This window comes from Shewanella sp. MEBiC00475 (assembly GCF_005234075.1).
Taxonomy (GTDB): Bacteria; Pseudomonadota; Gammaproteobacteria; order Enterobacterales; family Shewanellaceae; genus Shewanella; species Shewanella polaris.
Map to the genome: position 1 here is coordinate 2,895,038 of NZ_CP039928.1, position 18,660 is coordinate 2,913,697.

23 protein-coding genes are annotated in these 18,660 nt (G+C 39.5%); 17 read left to right on the top strand and 6 right to left on the bottom strand.

Annotation, left to right across the window (positions count from 1 at the left end; all coding sequences use genetic code 11):
• The first annotated feature begins 1 nt into the window (after position 1).
• The 3 genes from FCN25_RS12895 to FCN25_RS12905 are packed head-to-tail and all read left to right on the top strand — an operon-like array spanning position 2 to position 2,409.
• The gene (locus tag FCN25_RS12895) at positions 2-310 is read left to right on the top strand and encodes a hypothetical protein (RefSeq protein ID WP_137225399.1); all 309 of its coding nucleotides are present in this window, start codon (positions 2-4) and stop codon (positions 308-310) included.
• Positions 310-2,163 carry a hypothetical protein gene (locus FCN25_RS12900; protein WP_254693642.1) on the top strand — a complete coding sequence of 618 codons (1,854 nt, stop codon included), beginning with the start codon at positions 310-312 and terminating at the stop codon, positions 2,161-2,163. Before FCN25_RS12895 ends, FCN25_RS12900 begins: the two co-directional genes overlap by 1 nt.
• Positions 2,164-2,196: 33 nt before the next feature.
• Positions 2,197-2,409 (top strand): hypothetical protein, encoded by a 213-nt coding sequence (locus FCN25_RS12905; RefSeq protein WP_137225401.1) that lies wholly within the window; start codon positions 2,197-2,199, stop codon positions 2,407-2,409.
• On the opposite strand, the gene FCN25_RS12910 is transcribed toward FCN25_RS12905, so the two are convergent.
• Positions 2,406-3,515: a hypothetical protein gene (locus FCN25_RS12910; RefSeq protein WP_137225403.1), complete on the bottom strand. Its 1,110-nt coding sequence runs from the start codon at positions 3,513-3,515 to the stop codon at positions 2,406-2,408. The genes FCN25_RS12905 and FCN25_RS12910 overlap by 4 nt on opposite strands.
• 150 nt (positions 3,516-3,665) lie before the next feature.
• Here FCN25_RS12910 and umuD point away from each other — a divergent pair, with 150 nt between their 5' ends.
• From umuD to FCN25_RS12925, 3 genes are read left to right on the top strand one after another with little or no spacing between them, the layout of a single operon-like run.
• Positions 3,666-4,073, top strand: coding sequence for a translesion error-prone DNA polymerase V autoproteolytic subunit (gene umuD / locus FCN25_RS12915; RefSeq protein WP_137225405.1), 408 nt, complete (start codon positions 3,666-3,668; stop codon positions 4,071-4,073).
• A 43-nt stretch (positions 4,074-4,116) separates the two neighbouring features.
• Positions 4,117-4,374, top strand: coding sequence for a hypothetical protein (locus tag FCN25_RS12920; RefSeq protein ID WP_137225407.1), 258 nt, complete (start codon positions 4,117-4,119; stop codon positions 4,372-4,374).
• Positions 4,375-4,376: 2 nt separating this feature from the next.
• A complete protein-coding gene (locus FCN25_RS12925) occupies positions 4,377-4,790 on the top strand; it encodes a hypothetical protein (RefSeq protein WP_137225409.1) in 414 nt (137 codons plus the stop codon).
• A gap of 101 nt (positions 4,791-4,891) precedes the next feature.
• Here the strand turns inward: FCN25_RS12925 and FCN25_RS12930 are convergent, their stop codons facing one another.
• The 3 genes from FCN25_RS12930 to FCN25_RS12940 all read right to left on the bottom strand — a co-directional run bounded on the left by FCN25_RS12930 (position 4,892) and on the right by FCN25_RS12940 (position 6,809).
• Positions 4,892-5,230, bottom strand: a complete 339-nt coding sequence (locus tag FCN25_RS12930) for a hypothetical protein (RefSeq protein WP_217495311.1) — start codon at positions 5,228-5,230, stop codon at positions 4,892-4,894.
• A 79-nt stretch (positions 5,231-5,309) separates the two neighbouring features.
• A complete protein-coding gene (locus FCN25_RS12935) occupies positions 5,310-5,603 on the bottom strand; it encodes a DUF4258 domain-containing protein (RefSeq protein ID WP_137225411.1) in 294 nt (97 codons plus the stop codon).
• A gap of 141 nt (positions 5,604-5,744) precedes the next feature.
• Complete coding sequence (locus FCN25_RS12940) at positions 5,745-6,809, bottom strand: site-specific integrase (RefSeq protein ID WP_137225413.1); 1,065 nt, start codon at positions 6,807-6,809, stop codon at positions 5,745-5,747.
• Positions 6,810-6,920: 111 nt separating this feature from the next.
• Here FCN25_RS12940 and dusA point away from each other — a divergent pair, with 111 nt between their 5' ends.
• The 3 genes from dusA (at position 6,921) to FCN25_RS12955 (ending at position 9,161) form a co-directional block, all read left to right on the top strand.
• On the top strand, positions 6,921-7,955 hold the full coding sequence (dusA, locus tag FCN25_RS12945; RefSeq protein WP_137225415.1) for a tRNA dihydrouridine(20/20a) synthase DusA: 1,035 nt from the start codon (positions 6,921-6,923) through the stop codon (positions 7,953-7,955).
• Between the two features lie 514 nt (positions 7,956-8,469).
• Positions 8,470-8,775 carry a hypothetical protein gene (locus tag FCN25_RS12950; RefSeq protein WP_137225417.1) on the top strand — a complete coding sequence of 102 codons (306 nt, stop codon included), beginning with the start codon at positions 8,470-8,472 and terminating at the stop codon, positions 8,773-8,775.
• Positions 8,776-8,960: 185 nt separating this feature from the next.
• Positions 8,961-9,161 (top strand): PspC domain-containing protein, encoded by a 201-nt coding sequence (locus FCN25_RS12955; protein WP_137225419.1) that lies wholly within the window; start codon positions 8,961-8,963, stop codon positions 9,159-9,161.
• Positions 9,162-9,231: 70 nt separating this feature from the next.
• Here the strand turns inward: FCN25_RS12955 and FCN25_RS12960 are convergent, their stop codons facing one another.
• Complete coding sequence (locus FCN25_RS12960) at positions 9,232-9,969, bottom strand: enoyl-CoA hydratase-related protein (RefSeq protein ID WP_137225421.1); 738 nt, start codon at positions 9,967-9,969, stop codon at positions 9,232-9,234.
• 35 nt (positions 9,970-10,004) lie between these two features.
• Here FCN25_RS12960 and FCN25_RS12965 point away from each other — a divergent pair, with 35 nt between their 5' ends.
• Genes FCN25_RS12965 through FCN25_RS12975 form a run of 3 tightly spaced genes read left to right on the top strand, consistent with a single transcriptional unit; the run spans position 10,005 to position 12,214 of the window.
• Positions 10,005-10,493 (top strand): copper chaperone PCu(A)C, encoded by a 489-nt coding sequence (locus tag FCN25_RS12965; RefSeq protein ID WP_137225423.1) that lies wholly within the window; start codon positions 10,005-10,007, stop codon positions 10,491-10,493.
• Between the two features lie 12 nt (positions 10,494-10,505).
• Positions 10,506-11,477, top strand: a complete 972-nt coding sequence (locus FCN25_RS12970; RefSeq protein ID WP_137225425.1) for a DUF2333 family protein — start codon at positions 10,506-10,508, stop codon at positions 11,475-11,477.
• 2 nt (positions 11,478-11,479) lie between these two features.
• Positions 11,480-12,214, top strand: a complete 735-nt coding sequence (locus tag FCN25_RS12975) for a TIGR04219 family outer membrane beta-barrel protein (protein WP_137227406.1) — start codon at positions 11,480-11,482, stop codon at positions 12,212-12,214.
• A 60-nt stretch (positions 12,215-12,274) separates the two neighbouring features.
• Here the strand turns inward: FCN25_RS12975 and tolC are convergent, their stop codons facing one another.
• On the bottom strand, positions 12,275-13,573 hold the full coding sequence (tolC, locus tag FCN25_RS12980) for an outer membrane channel protein TolC (RefSeq protein WP_137225427.1): 1,299 nt from the start codon (positions 13,571-13,573) through the stop codon (positions 12,275-12,277).
• A 455-nt stretch (positions 13,574-14,028) separates the two neighbouring features.
• Between tolC and nudF the strand changes: the two genes are divergently transcribed.
• From nudF to parE, 5 genes are all read left to right on the top strand, one after another.
• Positions 14,029-14,655, top strand: coding sequence for an ADP-ribose diphosphatase (nudF, locus tag FCN25_RS12985; RefSeq protein WP_137225429.1), 627 nt, complete (start codon positions 14,029-14,031; stop codon positions 14,653-14,655).
• Positions 14,656-14,693: 38 nt separating this feature from the next.
• On the top strand, positions 14,694-15,131 hold the full coding sequence (locus FCN25_RS12990) for a DUF1249 domain-containing protein (RefSeq protein WP_137225431.1): 438 nt from the start codon (positions 14,694-14,696) through the stop codon (positions 15,129-15,131).
• A 35-nt stretch (positions 15,132-15,166) separates the two neighbouring features.
• Positions 15,167-16,006, top strand: coding sequence for a 3',5'-cyclic-AMP phosphodiesterase (gene cpdA, locus FCN25_RS12995; RefSeq protein WP_137225433.1), 840 nt, complete (start codon positions 15,167-15,169; stop codon positions 16,004-16,006).
• Between the two features lie 63 nt (positions 16,007-16,069).
• Positions 16,070-16,642: a YqiA/YcfP family alpha/beta fold hydrolase gene (locus tag FCN25_RS13000; RefSeq protein ID WP_137225435.1), complete on the top strand. Its 573-nt coding sequence runs from the start codon at positions 16,070-16,072 to the stop codon at positions 16,640-16,642.
• 70 nt (positions 16,643-16,712) lie between these two features.
• Positions 16,713-18,599: a DNA topoisomerase IV subunit B gene (gene parE, locus FCN25_RS13005; RefSeq protein ID WP_137225437.1), complete on the top strand. Its 1,887-nt coding sequence runs from the start codon at positions 16,713-16,715 to the stop codon at positions 18,597-18,599.
• Positions 18,600-18,660: the final 61 nt, after the last annotated feature.

The window sequence follows — 18,660 nt, forward strand, 5'->3', positions numbered from 1 at the left end:
TATGAGTTTCGATTTTACCAAATCAAATATATACGTTGATCTTCTTGATAAAATAACACCTTTATATCGCTCAAAATTAGATGTTAATTGTGACCAAGATGCTGAATTTATGGCAGTTATAGATAAAACCTCACTTAATGTTATTTTCAAAAGTGATTTAATCTACAGTAATACTCTATCCATCATGTTACCTGCATCTTACTCAACTACAGATACAGTAGCCGTGGTTATTTTTGATAATGATAATGAATTTAATGCTGCCATTATGGATGGGATTTCTTGCGAATCAATTAATTTAAGATCGATATAATGTTGGAGTTAAGGTTTTCTACGCCTTGGGATAATTCAGTATCCCCAACTATTATTACATTTAATAAGCCTGTTTTTATTGGTGTAATAATCCGTTTTGATAAACCTATAGTCAATCGTACATCACCAATAACGATTCGGTTCGAAGCTGAGGTGGCACCAGAGCCACCGATTCGGCCGCCGTCTTTGGGTATTGATTTGGGTATCACCTGGCAACCTCTCTTAATTGTGGTCAATGACTATCAACTTATGAATGCCAGCAAGCAACTTGGTAATCAAGTTCAGTTGGGTGTGTTATCAAATCCAGCAACAGACAACTATGTAATATTCAAGTGGCAAAATAAACCACTAACTCAACGCATAACAGTAGTGCATTATGCTGGCAATGCGTTAACTGAGTTAACCATAAACTGGCAATGGTTTGTTGCGCCTAGTGTTGAGCAATACAACACATTGTTGTGGTTGGTACCTAATCAACACAACGCGGTTATGTCTGTCGATTGGCAAGTAGCACCAAGGCTGAATACGTTCCAAGCCAATATCAATTGGTGTGATGGTGCAGCATTAGTTAACGATATCACCACGGCTTACCGCTATGGCAATGTCAGACTAATACAACCAAGCGTTGCTTGGGGACCACATACCGCCAGTTGGATTTGTTCAACCCGATATCGACCACCTACTGGCAAAGTGATTATTCGATTTAGCGAACCTTGGGCCAATTCAACCAACCCATTACAGCTGCGTTTTACCGCGTCAGCAAACTATTGCTACTTTGACGACGGTGGTGGTTTAGTTGACGCCAACCCAAGTTTACCCAGCCTTGATTTTGAAACCCCCATTGAACCTCAACTGCGCAGGTATTATTTAATGCAGCCAACCATTACGTGTGTGCGTGTATCTGATGACGTACCGATTGTGATCAGTAATATCAGTATCAGCCGCAGCCGTGGCCAGTGGGCCAGTTCGGTGAGTATCGATTTTTCAAGCCGCATCGATGCCAGCCGTGCTGAAAACCAACTTCTTAAAGTCGGCATTAACGGCTATGAGTTCTTTATCTTGGTTGAACAAACCAGTGTAAGTAAAGTGTTTGGCAATGAAACATACCGAGGAACCGGCCGCAGCCGCAGCGCCGAACTGGCCACGCCGTATGTATTGCCGATCAGTTATACCAATGCAACATCACGCAGTTTTGCCGGGTTACTCACTGACATGCTGCAATTCACAGGTTGGACAATTGCGCTTAATGGCATCGTTGATTTTAACGTACCTGCAGGTGCGTTCAGTGTTGGCAATAAATCACCCATCGATGCAGTGCAAGAAGCCGTTGCCCAATTGGGTTGTATGCTGTTATCTAATGATGAAACTAAAGCATTAACCGTGGTCCCACGTTGGCCAACAGTGCCGTGGTTAATGGATGGTGTAACACCAGACTTAACAGTGCACGATGCTGTGATCACCAGTTACAGTGAGTCAAAAGAAATCGGTACCGAGTGCAATGTGGTTTGGCTTCGGGGTGAGCAGCAGGGCATTAGTGCAAAAGTAAAACGTGCTGGTACCGCAGGCAATATTGCCGCCGATGACATCAGCGCCCAATTGATTGTTGATAACCAAGCAGCCCGAACAGCCGGTACCAACGCACTGGCCGACACGGGCAACAAGCTTAATATCAATATGAGTTTACCCATCATGGCTGACTTGCCACCTGCAACACCTGGTATGTTGATTGGTATTCGTGAAGGTGTAGATGTGTTCAAAGGTACTTGCGATTCGGTGACGATCAGTGCATCGGTTAGCGACACTGGCGACATCGATGTAGAGCAAACCATCACCGTCGTTCGCCACGTTGCATAAGCTGTTGTATCAAAACCAGCATAAGGAGTCGTAATGTTAAAGCAGTTACAACAAAGCTTAAGCGCCCCGCGTACCATCATGACTATTAACGCGGTAAACACCGATGGCACCGTCACCGCCAGCACTGCCAGCAACCATACTCAACGAGTCATCGGTTCTGGTAGTATTGGCGATCACATCTACGTTCAAGACGGCAGAGTGCTAGGGACTGCACCTGATTTGGCGTTTGTAGAGATAGAGGTTTAGGTATGCCACGTTACTGGAATTTTATAGGCGTTAGAAACTTTAGCTTTGAAGGCCTTAAGTTTCCACTCTAGTTCATTAGGATTTCCTTCATCAGAATTAAAAACAGTTATCCCATGTTGAAAATCTTCAATAATTTTTTCTATATAATCTTTGTTTTCTAGTTGAGACACATTGATATTAAACCCATCAGTGAAGTGATTTTTTGCTTCACGTTGCAATTCTATTAGCTCTTTTAATCCTTGGAATGGTTTAAATGCAGAACTGAATTCGCACTGTGAAGATAGAGCATAGTTTTCAAGATTATTTGAAGTCTTATGGCCAGGGTAAGTAGGTTGAATAGGCAAAGTATTGCCACAAAAGTCTTGAAGCCTCTGAATTAGAGAAAGTAGTTGTTTAAAGGTTTTATCTTGTTCAAATACATTGATTCCTGAGCTACGATTGTCTATCAAAATATCACCTACACACTGCCTATTTTTTCCCTCACAAAACAGATAGTCTCTAAACTTTTTTATTTCTCTAAATGCTGCTTGTGGAGTATTATCCATAGGCCGGTAGTTAAATCTAATTGCTTCATCTAAACGGTGTTTACACATATCAAAAAAATCTAGTTCATCTTGAGGCTGATATGCATAACTCGTTTCTTCAAATGAATTCTTAGCAAACATTAAAGCATACAATTTGTCTATGTTTTTTATTTCAAATGGGAAATCATCAGATGACTCAATGTCTTTAATTAGTTTTTTAAACTCAGTTTTATGTAGTAAAAACTTTTGAAAGTTAAGCATTTCATTTTCTTTATCCCATTTTTTCTGTTGTCTTGACTCGAAATCATCTTGCCTTTTATTCTGGTCATCTATTTGGGCTTGTTGAACCTTAAATTGTTTGATTGCTAATATCATAACTCCGACTGTGCCAATAGCCCCAAAGAAAGAAAATACTCCAGATAAGAACGACCCAAAAGCTGCCCAATCACTTTGTTTACTTGAGATTATGCCTCTTGTGTAAAAGGCATAAAAGCCGATTAAACCAAGAGAAATAATAGATGTTATAATCAGCAACGACTTCATCCCTTTTAGCCAATCATCATTTTTATTTCCATTACTCATCAAACTTCCTTATTCATCAATAGGCTACCTAAGCACTCCCCATTCTATTCTTAAAACCTAAAATCAGTCTACAATTAGTCTGCGCATTAAAGATTGCTTTTATCGATATGACGATTAAAATAACTGTATGTTTAAACAGTGGTTGTCAGCATGAAATTTATCCCAATCTATGCCAGTGCAGGTATCACAGGTTTTGAAAGCCCTGCAGCTGAGTACTTACAACAATCGTTGAACCTTGATGAAATATTGATTGAACATCCAAGTGCCACCTTCATTGTTCAAGCTAAAGGCGACTCTATGCAAGGCGTCGGTATTTTCGATGGTGACATATTGGTTGTTGATAGGCATTTAACGGTTAAAAACCTTGACGTGATCGTGGCTTGCTTCAATGGTGAATTCGTTTGTAAGATACTAGACTTAAATAATAGGTTGTTACTTTCAGCAAACAAAGATAACGAACCTGTAGCGATCACTAGCAACGAAATGTTTACCCTTGAAGGCGTAGTATCTAAGTCGATACGTTGCCACCGCCCATCAAATTTTTTTGGTCAGCGTTGACAGCCCAACAGCCCAACAGCCCAAATGAATAAGGACATCATGAATGAATGGGTTAACTAATTACTTGAAAAAATTCAACGTTGGGCCAAAACGACTATTAATTTGTTTTATTTTAGCTATTCCAATGTCCTATGTTATTACTGTAGTGTTTTACAGCTTACAAACTGAATGTGTTGATGATCTCACAGATTTTGATTTGAAAATCGATGTTGATGCAATGACACAAGCAGAAGTCGAAGGGTTAAGTATGTGGTTTGATGAAGAGTTAAACCAATGGTGTATGTTTAAACAGCAGTATTAACGATGAAATTAATTATACAAATCGCGCTAGGTATCCTCTTGGCGTATGCGGTCATGGGATTGGGTTTTTTAGCATTTACGGCATACTTTGAACATGAAGCTAAGATGCAAATTCAAGAAGCATTGATGGAAGTCAAAGCCAAACAGGCTATCCAGCTTCGTAATGTTCAACTATCAAAACAAGAAAAAATTGAGCAGCGTAAGCAACAAATCATTGCTGAACAAAACAGAAAGCAACGGGCTATCAAAAAAGCAGAAGATGACAAACTCAAACAGGAAGCCTGGCTAAAAATTTATAAGCCTCGCCCAGACTGTGAAACCTACACCAGCGACGAACACATGGTTGAATGCGTTGAATACAGAAGTGAACAACGCAGAAAATTTGAAGTTGTTTATAGAAAACTAAATATCAATTAGAAGTAAGATTAATGAGTTATAAGTTTCAGTAGATATAGCGGAAGTAAAGTTAGATAAATAAAAAGCCCTTAATTAAGGGCTTTTTTTACTTGGGATTTTTATCATGCAATCGCACGTTCTTTCTCATATGAAACTTCAATTCCATGGTCATTTGCCATTGCTTCTCTGGCAATCGATTTCATTTCGGCTTCAACAAATCTTTCCAATATTCGTCTTATTAGAGGTTGATAACCTCCAAGCTTATTGGCTTTTGCGATGTCCTTTAAATCTTGAATCATCGATTTTTGTAATCTGATAGATATCATTTGCAAGGCAAGCATATCATCAACCGACTCAGAGGTTACGTCCTCTGCAATCGCTGCAAATTGCTCGTCATTACCAAGAAGCTCATTTTCCCAATTCTCTGTAGAACCTTCTATTTTAGGAGTCATTTCATTCATAATTTCATTCCTATTTCTATTGCTATTATCTGATTAAATTATTTAAATAAGAGTATGTAATTGTAACTTTAAACAGAAATTAACATTGCTTAGCAAGTTTATAGTATAAATCGGCAGCCTTACTTGCAGTTGGCTCGTAAGCCGTTTTTATTTCAATGACACCGTTTTTCTCGATAAAACATACTTTTAATTGCCTACCTAAGTCTGTACTTGAGATAAACCATTTAGTCACCGGGTCAGTCAAATGCTCTTCCCTTGTGTCTATCAAAAAAACGTGTGTTCTATTAAAAAAGCATTCAAATATTTCATTATCTGCTACTTGATGTCTATCGCGTAGCTTGTCTTTAACCTTCCTTGATATGGATATTTCCAAGAACACTCTCCTTGTGTAGTTATAGGCCGCGAACTATACAGATGCCTGATTAGTTTGTATATACAAATCGTATATACAAATTCTGCAATTTACAAGCTTTGTTAAGTGAAATTAATTTCAATACTACATTAAGGGGTAATTCTATTTGTCTTTATCATGCAGTCGTTTGGGGAATAGTTCTGTGTATACCTGCCATAGAGTATTAATGTTTCTATGACCAGTTACTTGTGCCACTTCATCAATGTTGTAACCTTTTTCAAATAGCCTGCTAGCACCTTCACGACGTAGGTCATGATAATGCAAATCTTCAATACCTAATTTAGTTCTAACCCGCTGAAATCCAGCAGACACAGACCTTTCATTATAGGGAAATACCCTATCGTCCTTACGTGGTTGTTTCTGTAATAATTCCCACGCCCCACCTAATAGTGGCACCAGCATGTGATTACCAGCCTTTTTGCGCGGATCCTTTCGGTCACGAACAATCACTGCTTTTTGTGTTTCATCAACATCATCCCATCTTATACGGCATACCTCACCAACTCGCATGCAACTTAAAATAGAGAAATCGAGCAAATCGACATAAGGAATATGCGCTGTGCGTTTATTGCTTCGTTCCTGCAATCCTACTTTTAATTTTTCAATCTCAATTGTCGTTGGCCTACGCGAACGACGAGCTGACTTAGCTATCAGGCCTTGGGTGTAGAGAGCATCGTAAGCTTCTATTATTGCTGCTTGTGACACATCATAGCCAAAATTAGATTTAGCTATTCTGAGAACCCATCGAATAACGCTAACATCAATCGAAATGGTTGATGGACCAGTTCCTGATGCTTTTCTACTTTGGCAGTGTTCTATAATGTTCTGTGGTTTAATTTTGTTTATTAACAACTTTGAAATTTCACAGTCGCAAAGTAGCTTTAGACAAAACCGTTTAGATCGGCCAATTATATTGTCAATATTGGGGTCGTTTAAGGCTTTGATTATTACCTCGCCTAACGTTGGAATATCAGACTCTTGATCTCCAAATCCGTTTTTTTCAATTTCAACAACTCTTTCTTTTCCCCAAGTATCAGCAGTTAACTTTTTGGTAAAAGTTCTTTGCTCCGTGTATAATATTTTGCCTTTTTTCTTTACGCGGATTAAGCAACGGTACTTACTTGTACCATCAGCTTTGTCTCGTTTTTGAATGCTATAAGACGCCATAATCTCGGGTTCCCCATTTCCATTTGTCCAATGCATTATGGTTCCCTATTGGTTCCCCATGCAACTAAAAACGTCTTAAAATGTGTAAAAATAACTCAAAATGTGAGAGTGATGAATTCAGCTAAAACCGAACCAAAGCTAGCTACACCAATAGATACGGTAGATCGCACCTTTTCCATAGCGCCCATGCTGGATTGGACCGACCGTCATTATCGTTACTTTGCTCGCTTAATGTCGAGTAAGGCATTGCTGTATACCGAGATGGTGACAACGGGCGCCATATTGCAAGGTAAGGGTGACTATTTAGCTTATAACGAACAAGAGCATCCAGTGGCGTTACAGTTGGGAGGCTCTAATGTTGTTGATTTAGCGGCGTGTGCCAAGTTGGCTGCTGAACGTGGTTATGATGAAGTGAACCTCAATGTCGGGTGTCCATCTGATAGAGTGCAAAATGGTCGTTTTGGTGCATGTTTAATGGCTGAGCCTGCGCTTGTGGCGCAATGTGTTGATGCGATGAAACAGGTCACTGATATTCCCATTACAGTTAAAACCCGTATTGGAATTGACGAGCAAGACAGTTATCTATTTTTAACTGATTTTATTGAAACCGTGAGCGCTCAAGGTTGTAGTGCATTTACTATTCATGCGCGTAAAGCTTGGTTACAAGGGTTAAGTCCGAAAGAGAATCGTGAAATTCCGCCGCTAGATTATGATCGAGTTTATCAGTTAAAGCGTGATTATCTGCACTTGAATATTAGCATTAACGGTGGCATTAAAACCCTTGAAGAATCTAAGTTGCATTTAGCCCAGCTAGATGGGGTGATGGTGGGGCGTGAAGCTTACCAAAACCCATATATGTTGGCACAAGTTGATCAACAGTTGTGTGGACTCGATACAGTGGTGATCACTCGTCAGCAAGTGATTGAACAAATGTTGCCATATATTGAAGCTCATTTAGCCCAAGGTGGTCGTTTAAATCACATTACCCGCCATATGATTGGTTTATTCCAAGGATTACCGGGTTCGCGTGGTTGGCGTCGTCATTTAAGTGAAAATGCCCATAAACCCAATGCTGATATTAGGGTTGTACTAAAAGCCGCTGAGTTTGTCGATGCAGAAGCACTGGCCAATGATGAATGCCATTAAGTCGCTATCTTAATATATCTCGATAGCGGCAGATCTACAGTTAAGCCTCGCTGTGTTGAACACTCAGATACCATATAAAAGCACTTAATAATAAGTGCTTTTTATTTGGCGTTTTTTGAGTTTATGCCCTGCATTACTCTCTTTGAAAATACTTAACGGGTTAAATAGTCGCTATTTAAGTATTCGCTTATGTAATGAGTGAATATGATATTCATTCAATCATCCTCCCCAAGCTCGGTGATATTTCACTGTATATTTCTATTTTTTGTCATTTCTATCATAGATAACAAAAACGGCTGGTCATTTTCACCAATGATATGGTGAATTTTACTATCTGTTGGTTTTTTGCTCGACTAATAAGTTCAATTATATAAACTAAAATTAATAAATTTATCATGTTAATTATATGGTTATAGTTGATTGTTAAAGTTGGCACGTAGCTTGTAATACCTATTGTGTAATCAACTAGACGGGTGTTTAGTTGCCAATAACCAACACAAGAAAGGATGCCATTATGTCTACATTAACTTCAACCAACGTGATTTGCCGTAGTGTTCAATTATCAATTGCAGCTGCATTATTGGTTACCGCCAGTGTTTCGGCACAAGCAGATGAAATTTCAATCTCTAATACGGTCGCTGCACTAGAGCAGAATATGACGCAAGCGAGCCAAGAGATGATTTCAAATGTGAAGCAAGAGTTAATGCTGTCGTTGCAAACCCAAATAGCTGAACAAGTTTTTGAAATTAATTCGGCACTAGAGTTTGCTAGCTTTGAACAACCACAAATAAGTACCACAGTAGCTGCTGAGAATAAGTAATGGATTGGGCGATGAATATAGGCTTGGTGCTGCCATTAATGTCGTTATTGTTATTGCCAGTTATCAGTTTTGGATTGTGTGCGATGTTAGTCAGCTGGCTGTTATGGCCAAGCATTAATGACCAAGCTTAATCTTAAATCATTGCTTTTTTTTAGAATAAATTTTATTAAATATTAGAGGGTAATATGAACTGTTTAATCAATAGATTACAAGATGAAACTCGAATCGTGTGTGGCGTATCGGCTAAATTAGCGAAACAATACGGTTGGTCATTACTTTGGACTCGTGTGGTAACGGTTGGGCTAGTGCTAACCAATCCAAGTATTAGTTTACTTGCATACTTTGTGATTGCCGTGGTGATGAGCCAAAAAACATCTCGATTTTAAGGCTTGCCCAGTAATGGATAAGCGGGGGAACATTGATTACCCCGTAGACAGGTTACATTGATGTATGTCACTATTTTTTTAAGAAAGCTTGGAAGCGTTGTTTTGCTTCATCACTTTGTAAGCGTTTAGAAAATTCAACTATTTCTAATTTCATCTGAGCTTTAACTTCTGCTAGGTTATGACGTAAAAGCCGTTTTGATGCTTGCATAGATAACGGTGGTAGAGCTGCCAATTTTTTTGCTTGCGCTAGACTGAAGCTAATGAGCTCGTCTTGGGCAACCACGCGGTTAATAATGGTTAATTTTTCAGCCATCTCTGCATCAAAGGCTTCGCCAAGTAAAATAAGTTCAGCCGCTTTTTGTTGACCCACGATTAATGGTAACAATATGCTTGAAGCGGCTTCTGGTACCAGAGCTAAATTCACAAAAGGCATTTGGAATTTTGCCCTATTGTCGGCGTATACTAAGTCACAGTGCAACAGCAATGTTGTCCCTATTCCCACCGCGGCTCCGGTTACTGCAGCCACTACAGGCTTTTTAAGATCTAATAAACAAAACAAGAATTTAACGGTTGGATGATTATCATCTAACGCACCACTTTGTAGAAAATCGACGATATCATTGCCAGAGCTAAAGCAGTTTTCGGTACCGTGAAACATAAAGGCACGAATATCATTGTCGGCTTCACCTTGGATCAGGTATTCTGTGAATTGCTGATACATTTCTAGATTAAAGGCATTGCGCTTTTCTGGACGATTAAAACTGATGATACGCACGCCTTGATCATCTCTTACCTGAATATAACTCATTCGTAGCTTCCTTAAGTGAATGCGAGTGACATTACATGGAGTTTAAGACATTGAAAGCAATATTCAAACATCTGTTTAACTTTTTAGTGTTATCATCAATATCATTCGCGGCCAGTGCTAATGTTGTTTTGGTTGATGGACATGTTAGAGCTATGCCTGCGAGTGTGCCTAATACTGCCGCTTATTTTACGTTAGAAAATCATAACAACAGCGATGTTAAGTTAGTTGAAGTGAAGACAAGTGCGGCAAAAGTAGCGCAGTTACATACCATTGTTGAAGAAGATGGCATGGTTAAAATGCGTCAAGTTGAAGGGTTTATAATACCGTCTCACGGTTCGTTAACGCTTCAACCTACGGGCAATCATGTGATGTTATTGTCGTTAACCGCACCATTGGCTGTTAATGATAAAGTCCCTTTAGAATTAATTTTTGAAGATGGTCAGCATCTTATGATTGAGCTTATGGTGCTTAAACAAGCCGGTACTGATCATGATGAACATGCAGAGCATCATCACCATCATTAAGGAGCAATATTGATGCAAATAACAAGGAATAAAATTTTAAGCGTGGTTGGGGTGCTTTTTTTAGTACTTTACTTTGTGAGTGTGTGGTGGAGTATTGAACCCGATCCCATTAAACCGGTATCGTCGCAAGCCGATAACGGTAACGTCATTGTGGGTTATGCGACCACAACGTCACTTATTACCACCATGGAAACCTTGCTGGATAAACCAGGTGGTTGGCTATCAAATGATATTATGCCTCCGTCGGTAATGATGGATAATATGCCTGCATTTGAGTTTGGGGCACTAGAGCAAGTACGTGATTTAGCATTAACGATGCGTAAAGAGTTTAGCCGTTCACAGTCGCAGTCGACTGCTGATGCTGATTTACTCGCTGCACATTCTAAACTAAACATTGGTCATACTAGTTGGTTGGTGCCAAGTGCTGAAGGTGAGTATCGCGATGCGATTAAATTATTGAAACTTTATCGTGCTAAAATCAGTGATGCTAACAACAATAATGCTCAGTTTTATGCTCGTGCAGATAATCTTAATGAATGGTTGAAAGAAGTTCAGAAACGCTTAGGCAGTATGTCGCAACATTTATCTGCCAGTGTGGGCCAAGAACGATTAAATACTGATTTAGCAGGTGATAACTCTGCGCGTCAATCTACACCTGGTTTATCAAGTAATGAAATTAAAACTGGCTGGTGGAAAATTGACGATGTATTTTATGAAAGCCGTGGTTCTGCTTGGGCATTATTGAATTTTATGCGAGCAATTGAAATTGATTTTGCCGACGTTTTAGAAAAGAAAAACGCTGAGGTCAGTTTACGTCAAATTATTCGTGAACTTGAAGCTACTCAGCAAACAGTTTGGAGCCCTTTGGTTCTTAATGGAAATGGTTTTGGTTTAGTCGCTAATCACTCGTTGGTGATGGCTAATTATATTTCGCGTGCAAATGCCGCGGTAATTGATTTAACTAATTTACTCTCACAGGGATAATGATGAAAAAGACTCTTCTTGCCACAGCTGTCGTGGGCCTTTTAAGTATGTCATCGGCTCATGCGGCAACTGTATTAGGTTTTAAAGTCGGCGCTGATTATTGGCAGGCCGACACTACAAATTCATTTAATGATGATAGCGGTGTTGCTCACAGTTTTGATGATGATTCAGCACAAGGCAGTATATGGTTTGCTATTGAGCATCCACTTCCGTTTGTACCGAATGTTAAAATTCGTCAGAATTCGCTCGAATCGAGTTCGGACATTAGTAACGCTGACTTTACCTTTAATGGTAACTATTTTTCTGGCGATGTATCAGTTACCAATGACTTAAATAATACAGACTTTATGTTGTACTACGAAATTCTTGATAATGATTTAGTGTCAGTTGATTTAGGCGCTGCATACAAGTTAATGAGCGGCTCATTACGTGTTAATGATGCTGGTCATCCTGAAGAAGTGGATATCGACAGCGGCGTTGTGATGGGTTATGCCAGTGCGCAAGTTGGCATGGTTGGTTTAGGTTTGTTTGGTTTTGCTGATGTGTTGTTAGGCATAGATGAATCTAACGTATATGACTATGGTGCTGGTTTAGGGTGGCAGTTTGATGGATTAGCTGTTGATACTTCTATCCGTGTTGGTTACCGTGAGTTTAACTTTGATGTGAGCAGCTTTTCTGATGTATCACAAAATACAAGTTTTAAAGGTGCATTTGCTGGCGTTGAATTAGTTTTCTAACACCGCATATTGTGAATGAAAAAACCGCCAAATGGCGGTTTTTTTGTGGGCGAAGAATCATTACTGTTGAGTAATTAATCCATTGTTAATTGAGATGATATCATCTTCGTTTAACGTACCTGCCGCCTGTTTCAGCGCTAAAATAGAATTGATATAGCCATAGCGGGCTTCAGATAGTTGACGCTTTGAATCGTATAAATCACGAGTACGGTTTAATACGTCAACAATAGTACGAGTACCCACTTCAAATCCAGCTTGAGTCGCTTTTAACGCACTTTCAGATGAAATAACTGACTGCTCATAGGCTTTGATTGAGCTGATAGACGCATTAACATTGTTAAAGTTGTTACGTATATTTTTGGTCACACTACGATGAGTTTGTTCTAGCTTCTCGCTTGCTTCAACATACGCAAATTGTGCCTGCTTAACCTGTGATGTAACAGCAAAACCTTCAAAAATAGGAATGCTCAAGGTTACGCCAATGTTGGTATTGTCATAGTCAGGGCCCGGAGTTTGGTCTTGGCCTTTGTTATAACCCGCACTAAAGTTAAGTGAAGGCATATGACCAGCTTTGTATAAACTAATGGTCTCGTTGGCTATATCTTTTCCGATACGCTGTGTCATTAAATCGATGCTATTGGCTTCGGCCATTTTTAACCAATCAGATGATAAGGCCGGTGAAGGCTTTCCTGCTGAAAAACGGTTAGTATCAAGAATATTTATCGACTTATGATCTATTCCGGTAATTTCGCGTAACGCTTCATAGCTATTGTCTAAGGTATTTAGTGCTAGAATTTCTACTGCAGAGGCTAAGTCATATTGAGCTTGTGCTTCATGAACATCAGTAATAGCGGTTAAACCTACAGCAAACCGTTGCTTAGTTTGTTCAAGCTGACGTTCAATTGCTGCTTTTTCAGCACCTTGGAATTCGTAGTTATCTTTAGCCGTTAATACATTAAAATACGCGGTAGTGACACGAGTAATAAGCGACTGTAATGTTGATGCATAAATAGAATCAGCTTGTGATGCTGCCATTTCTGCAAGGTCTAAACCAACCCATGCGCTATGATCATAAATAACTTGGCTTAAGGCCACACCACCAGTATATCCGTCGGTGTCATTTAAAGGGTCATTCCATGCTTTTGCATAACCTACGTTGGCACTGATTGTTGGCAGTAACGGCGCACGGTTTTCTTCAATGCTTTCATATAATGCATCACGTTGTGCTTTAGCTTGTAAAACAATAGGGTCGCTAGTGAGTGCTTGCTGATAAATTTGAAGTAAATCATCAGCTTGCGATGCTGGTGCTGCAATAGCAAATGCTAGTGCTGCGTATAATGAACCAATTTTGAATTTCATTTGCTGCCCTTTTAGACAATTCCTCGGTAAAATGAGGTGTTGATTAACTAATAAATTTGTTCATGATCTTCGTTAAATTAATGAATTATCATTTTTTCAATATTAACGCGGCAATCAGTGTTAGCTTACTTGTTTAATGAGTATGCCCAGTATTTTAAGATGATATCGTTATTCAATATCGATATCTAATGGCTTACTGCATTATTACTGCTGACATTAATGGTTAACCACTAAAGTGTTTACTGCATTTGTTACACTACTTATTCATTACATTACTTATAATTTTACTTAATAGTAGTGATTTTTTCATTTTCAAGTCAAATTTGAAGTGTAACAGATTTTATTTTTTTCAGCTGACTTTTGCATGTGTAGTGCCAAATACTTCGTTATTAATTATGCTAATTTGAACTGCTAAAATGAGTATACTGTTTACGTTTTAATCGACAAGGATAAATATGTCTGAGCAACCCACTATAACAACCTTTGATGCTGACTCCGGTTTCTGTTTGATATCCAAGAAAGTGTTGTATAAAGGTTTTTTCCAGTTAGAAGAATACACCTTTAAGCATAAATTGTTTAAAGGTGGTTGGAGTGGCGAGGTGACTCGCGAAGTTTTTGAAAGAGGCAATGCCGTGGTGGTGGTGCCTTATGATCCGGTTCGTGATGAGGTCGTGTTAATCGAACAAATTAGGGTTCCTGCATTAGTAACTACTAAATCAATCTGGCTTCTTGAATTGGTGGCAGGTATGATAGCGCCCGGCGAATTACCTGAACAAGTCGCTGAACGTGAATTAGCCGAAGAGACTGGATTAAGTTTATTGGATTTAACCTATATAAACAGTTACTTGTCTAGTCCTGGTGGCACAACTGAGCGTTTTTACTTGTTTTTGGGGCATGTTGATACAACCAATGCCGGCGGAATACATGGTCTTGAACATGAAAATGAAGATATTCGTGTACATGTAGTGAGCAGGCAACAAGCTTATGAATGGATTAATAATGGTCGTATCGATAATGCCGCGACGGTATTAGGCATCCAATGGTTGATGCTAAATTACCAAAAAATTCGTGACACACTTTAGTTATTGAATGTGATAATGAGTAAGGTAGGAATGATTGAGTGGCAAAGTTTATCCTAAATAAAAAGCAAAAATACCAACCTAATGTCAGTGATTTTTTAGCTGTCTGTGGTCGAAATTATGCGCATATTTTAAAATGGTTACCCGAGCAAATCAATGTTAACGAACCTTGGAAAATTAATGGCAAATTCGGAATGTTGTCAATTAATCTAATTGAAAATACTAAGTATACTCAGTTAGTTGAAATATCACGTCCAATCCCAAATGGACATTTTTTTAAATCTCCCAAAGTAATTGTCCGTGTCTATCATGATGCACAATTAGCAGAAGTGTTAACTAGCCAACAGATTTATCGTTTAAAGCCCGTGTATGATTACCCGAATATACATATGCATCATAGCGATGAAAAATTTCAGGTGAATGCATTCCTTGAAGAGCTGTTGAAGATTGGGTCTCTGAGTGTGACTTACCAATCATAGCTTTTTTATTATTTATACCAGGTTAGGAATTTTTAGTGCTTAAAGAAGCAGTCCATTATTCTATTGCTGAAAATGAACCCGTGCGATTAGTCCAAGTGACCGATCCGCATCTTTTTGCCGATCCTGAAGGTCAATTACTGGGTGTGAATACGGCACAAAGTCTCCAAGCTGTTCTGAATACGTTCATCGCAACCCAATATCCCGCTAATATTTTGTTGGCAACTGGCGATATTAGTCAAGATTACTCCCCTGAGTCCTATCAACACTTTGTTGAAAAAATTGAGATGTTAAATCTGCCTTGCCACTATCTACCCGGTAATCATGATGACCCAAGGTTGATGAGCTTGCGTATGCAAGGTGAGCAGATCTTTGGCCAACAAAGAGTCATTATTGGTAATTGGTTGATACTCATGCTTGATTCTACTGTTCGAGGTAAGCCTGGCGGCTATATGGGCGAACAACAGTTTGCCTTGATAGATGCTGCAATTAAGGATGAACCGAATAAGCATGTGTTGTTAGTGATGCATCATAATCCTATATTAATGCAGTGTGCTTGGTTAGATCAGCATTGCATGATGAATGGTGAAGACTTTTTGCAACGAACAAGTCGCTATCCGCAAGTGAAAGGAGTTCTTTGGGGGCATGTACATCAACAAGTGGATAATGTTCATTTTGGAGCGCATGGTCCTATTCCATTAATGGCGACGCCATCAACCTGCATTCAGTTCAAACCAGCTTCATCGTATTTTGCATTAGATAATCTTCAACCCGGTTATCGTTTGCTGGAGTTGGCATGCGATGGTAGCATTCGTACTAACGTGTACCGTGTGCCAGGAAATCGATTTGCACCTGATAATGAGGCCAGCGGATACTAGTTTAGCGCGTCATCTTATTTTGTAAGGGACGTTTAGTGCTACTTAATCGTCTCGCGAGGGAATATGCTGCTTTATATACATGGTTTTAATAGCTCTCCGCGGTCAGACAAGGCCGTTCAAACCGCACACTATATTCAGCAACATTATCCACAAGTCGATTTTTACCAACCACAATTACCTTCTTCACCCATCGCAGCAATGACATTATTGTGCAACATTACTGAACAAGCTAAACAGCAAGGGCAGGTATTACGCTTTATCGGTTCATCATTAGGCGGTTATTTTGCGAGTTATTTAGCTGAAATGTATGGTGGAAAAGCCGTTTTGGTGAATCCTGCGGTAAAACCGTTCGAATTATTTGAACAGTTTATCGGACCCCAATATAATCCTTATACTAACGAACATTATCAGGTGTTGCCGATACATCAAAATGATGTCGCTACGTTTAATACTCATGTGATCCGACATCCAGATCGTTTTCTTGTGCTGTTGCAAACTGGTGACGAAGTGTTAGATTATCGGCAAGCGCTACATAAGTACCATAGCTGTGAATTACATTTAGAGCCGAAAGGCGACCACAGTTTTGTCGGCTATGAACAACAATTAGACAAAATATGTAAATTTATTCAGCTGTAACTTTATACCGTTACAAACAACGATCAATTTGGGCTAACTTTGGCTCTATTTAACTCCAAATGTGTGGATTATGACCAACCAATATACTTCTGATGCTATTGAGGTCCTCAATGGACTTGACCCGGTAAAACGCCGTCCAGGCATGTATACCGATACTTCTAGACCTAACCATCTTGGGCAAGAAGTCATTGATAATAGTGTTGATGAAGCATTGGCGGGGCACGCGACTAAAATTGACGTTGTACTCCATGCTGACAACTCCCTAGAAGTGACCGACGATGGCCGTGGTATGCCTGTGGATATTCATCCAGAAGAAGGCATTCCTGGAGTTGAACTTATTCTAACTAAACTGCATGCAGGTGGTAAGTTTTCCAATGAAAACTACCAGTTTTCAGGTGGTTTACATGGCGTAGGTATTTCAGTTGTTAACGCCTTATCCACCCGAGTAGAAATTACGGTTCGCCGAGATGCTCAAGTGTATGACATGGCATTTGAAAACGGCTTCAAAGTTGAAGAGTTGGTTGTTACGGGTACATGTGGACGTCGTAATACCGGGACTCGAGTGCATTTTTGGCCCGATACCAGTTATTTTGATTCACCCAATTTTTCTGTCAGTAAGTTAATTTATATCCTACGGGCGAAAGCGGTATTATGTCCTGGTTTGCGGATCAAATTTACCAATAAGCAAAATGGTGAAGTACATGAGTGGTTCTATGAAAGTGGCTTAACCGATTACCTTAAAGAAGCCATAAAAGACTCGGTTTTATTACCAGAAGAGCCGTTTGTTGGCAGTTTTAAAGGCAAGTTAGAAGCCGCTGAATGGGCGATTACTTGGTTACCTGAAGGTGGTGACAGTTTAAGTGAAAGCTACGTCAACTTAATACCAACTCCATTAGGTGGTACTCATGTCAATGGCTTTAGACAAGGTTTACTTGAGTCTATGCGTGAGTTTTGTGAATTCCGTAATCTTGTTCCTCGAGGAATTAAATTATCGCCCGATGACATTTGGGATCGTGCAGCGTTTATCTTATCGATAAAAATGCAAGACCCACAATTTTCTGGGCAAACCAAAGAAAAACTCTCTAGTCGTCAAAGTTCTGCATTTGTGGCAGGCATTGCACGAGATGCATTTTCTTTATGGTTAAATTCCAATACAGAATTAGCCGAGCAGTTGGCAGAACTGTGTATTGGTAATGCACTGCGTCGCTTAAAAGCAGCCAAGAAAGTCGCGCGTAAAAAAGTCACCTCAGGCCCTGCACTACCAGGCAAGTTAACGGATTGTAGTGGCCAAGACCCTATGCGTGGTGAATTATTTTTAGTGGAAGGTGACTCTGCTGGTGGTAGTGCCAAACAAGCTCGAGACCGAGAATTTCAAGCGATTATGCCATTAAGAGGCAAAATTTTAAATACGTGGGAAGTAGATGCCTCACAAGTGTTAGGCTCGCAAGAGGTGCATAATATTTCGATTGCGATTGGTTGCGATCCTGACAGTGAAGATATTTCAGAATTACGTTATGGTAAAATTTGTATTTTAGCCGATGCGGATTCTGATGGACTACATATTGCGACACTATTGTGTGCGTTGTTTTTAAAGCATTATCGCGTATTGGTGAATCATGGGCATATCTATATTGCTATGCCGCCACTATTTCGTATTGATGTCGGTAAAGAAGTTTTTTATGCTTTGGATGAGGCCGAAAAATCCGGAATTTTAGATCGTATAGCAGCAGAAAATAAGAAAGGTAAAGTGCAAGTGACTCGCTTTAAAGGTCTGGGTGAAATGAACCCCTTGCAATTGCGTGAAACCACCATGGATCCGAATACACGACGCTTAGTACAATTAACCATTGATGATGCAGATGAGACTGTGGCATTAATGGATATGTTACTAGCCAAAAAGCGTGCTCCGGATCGTAAGAGCTGGTTAGAAAGCAAAGGTGACTTAGCGTTACTTTAGTTGAGTTTTAATGCCAATAAAAATAAATAACATAAGGCAAAGAATAATTAGCATGCAGTAT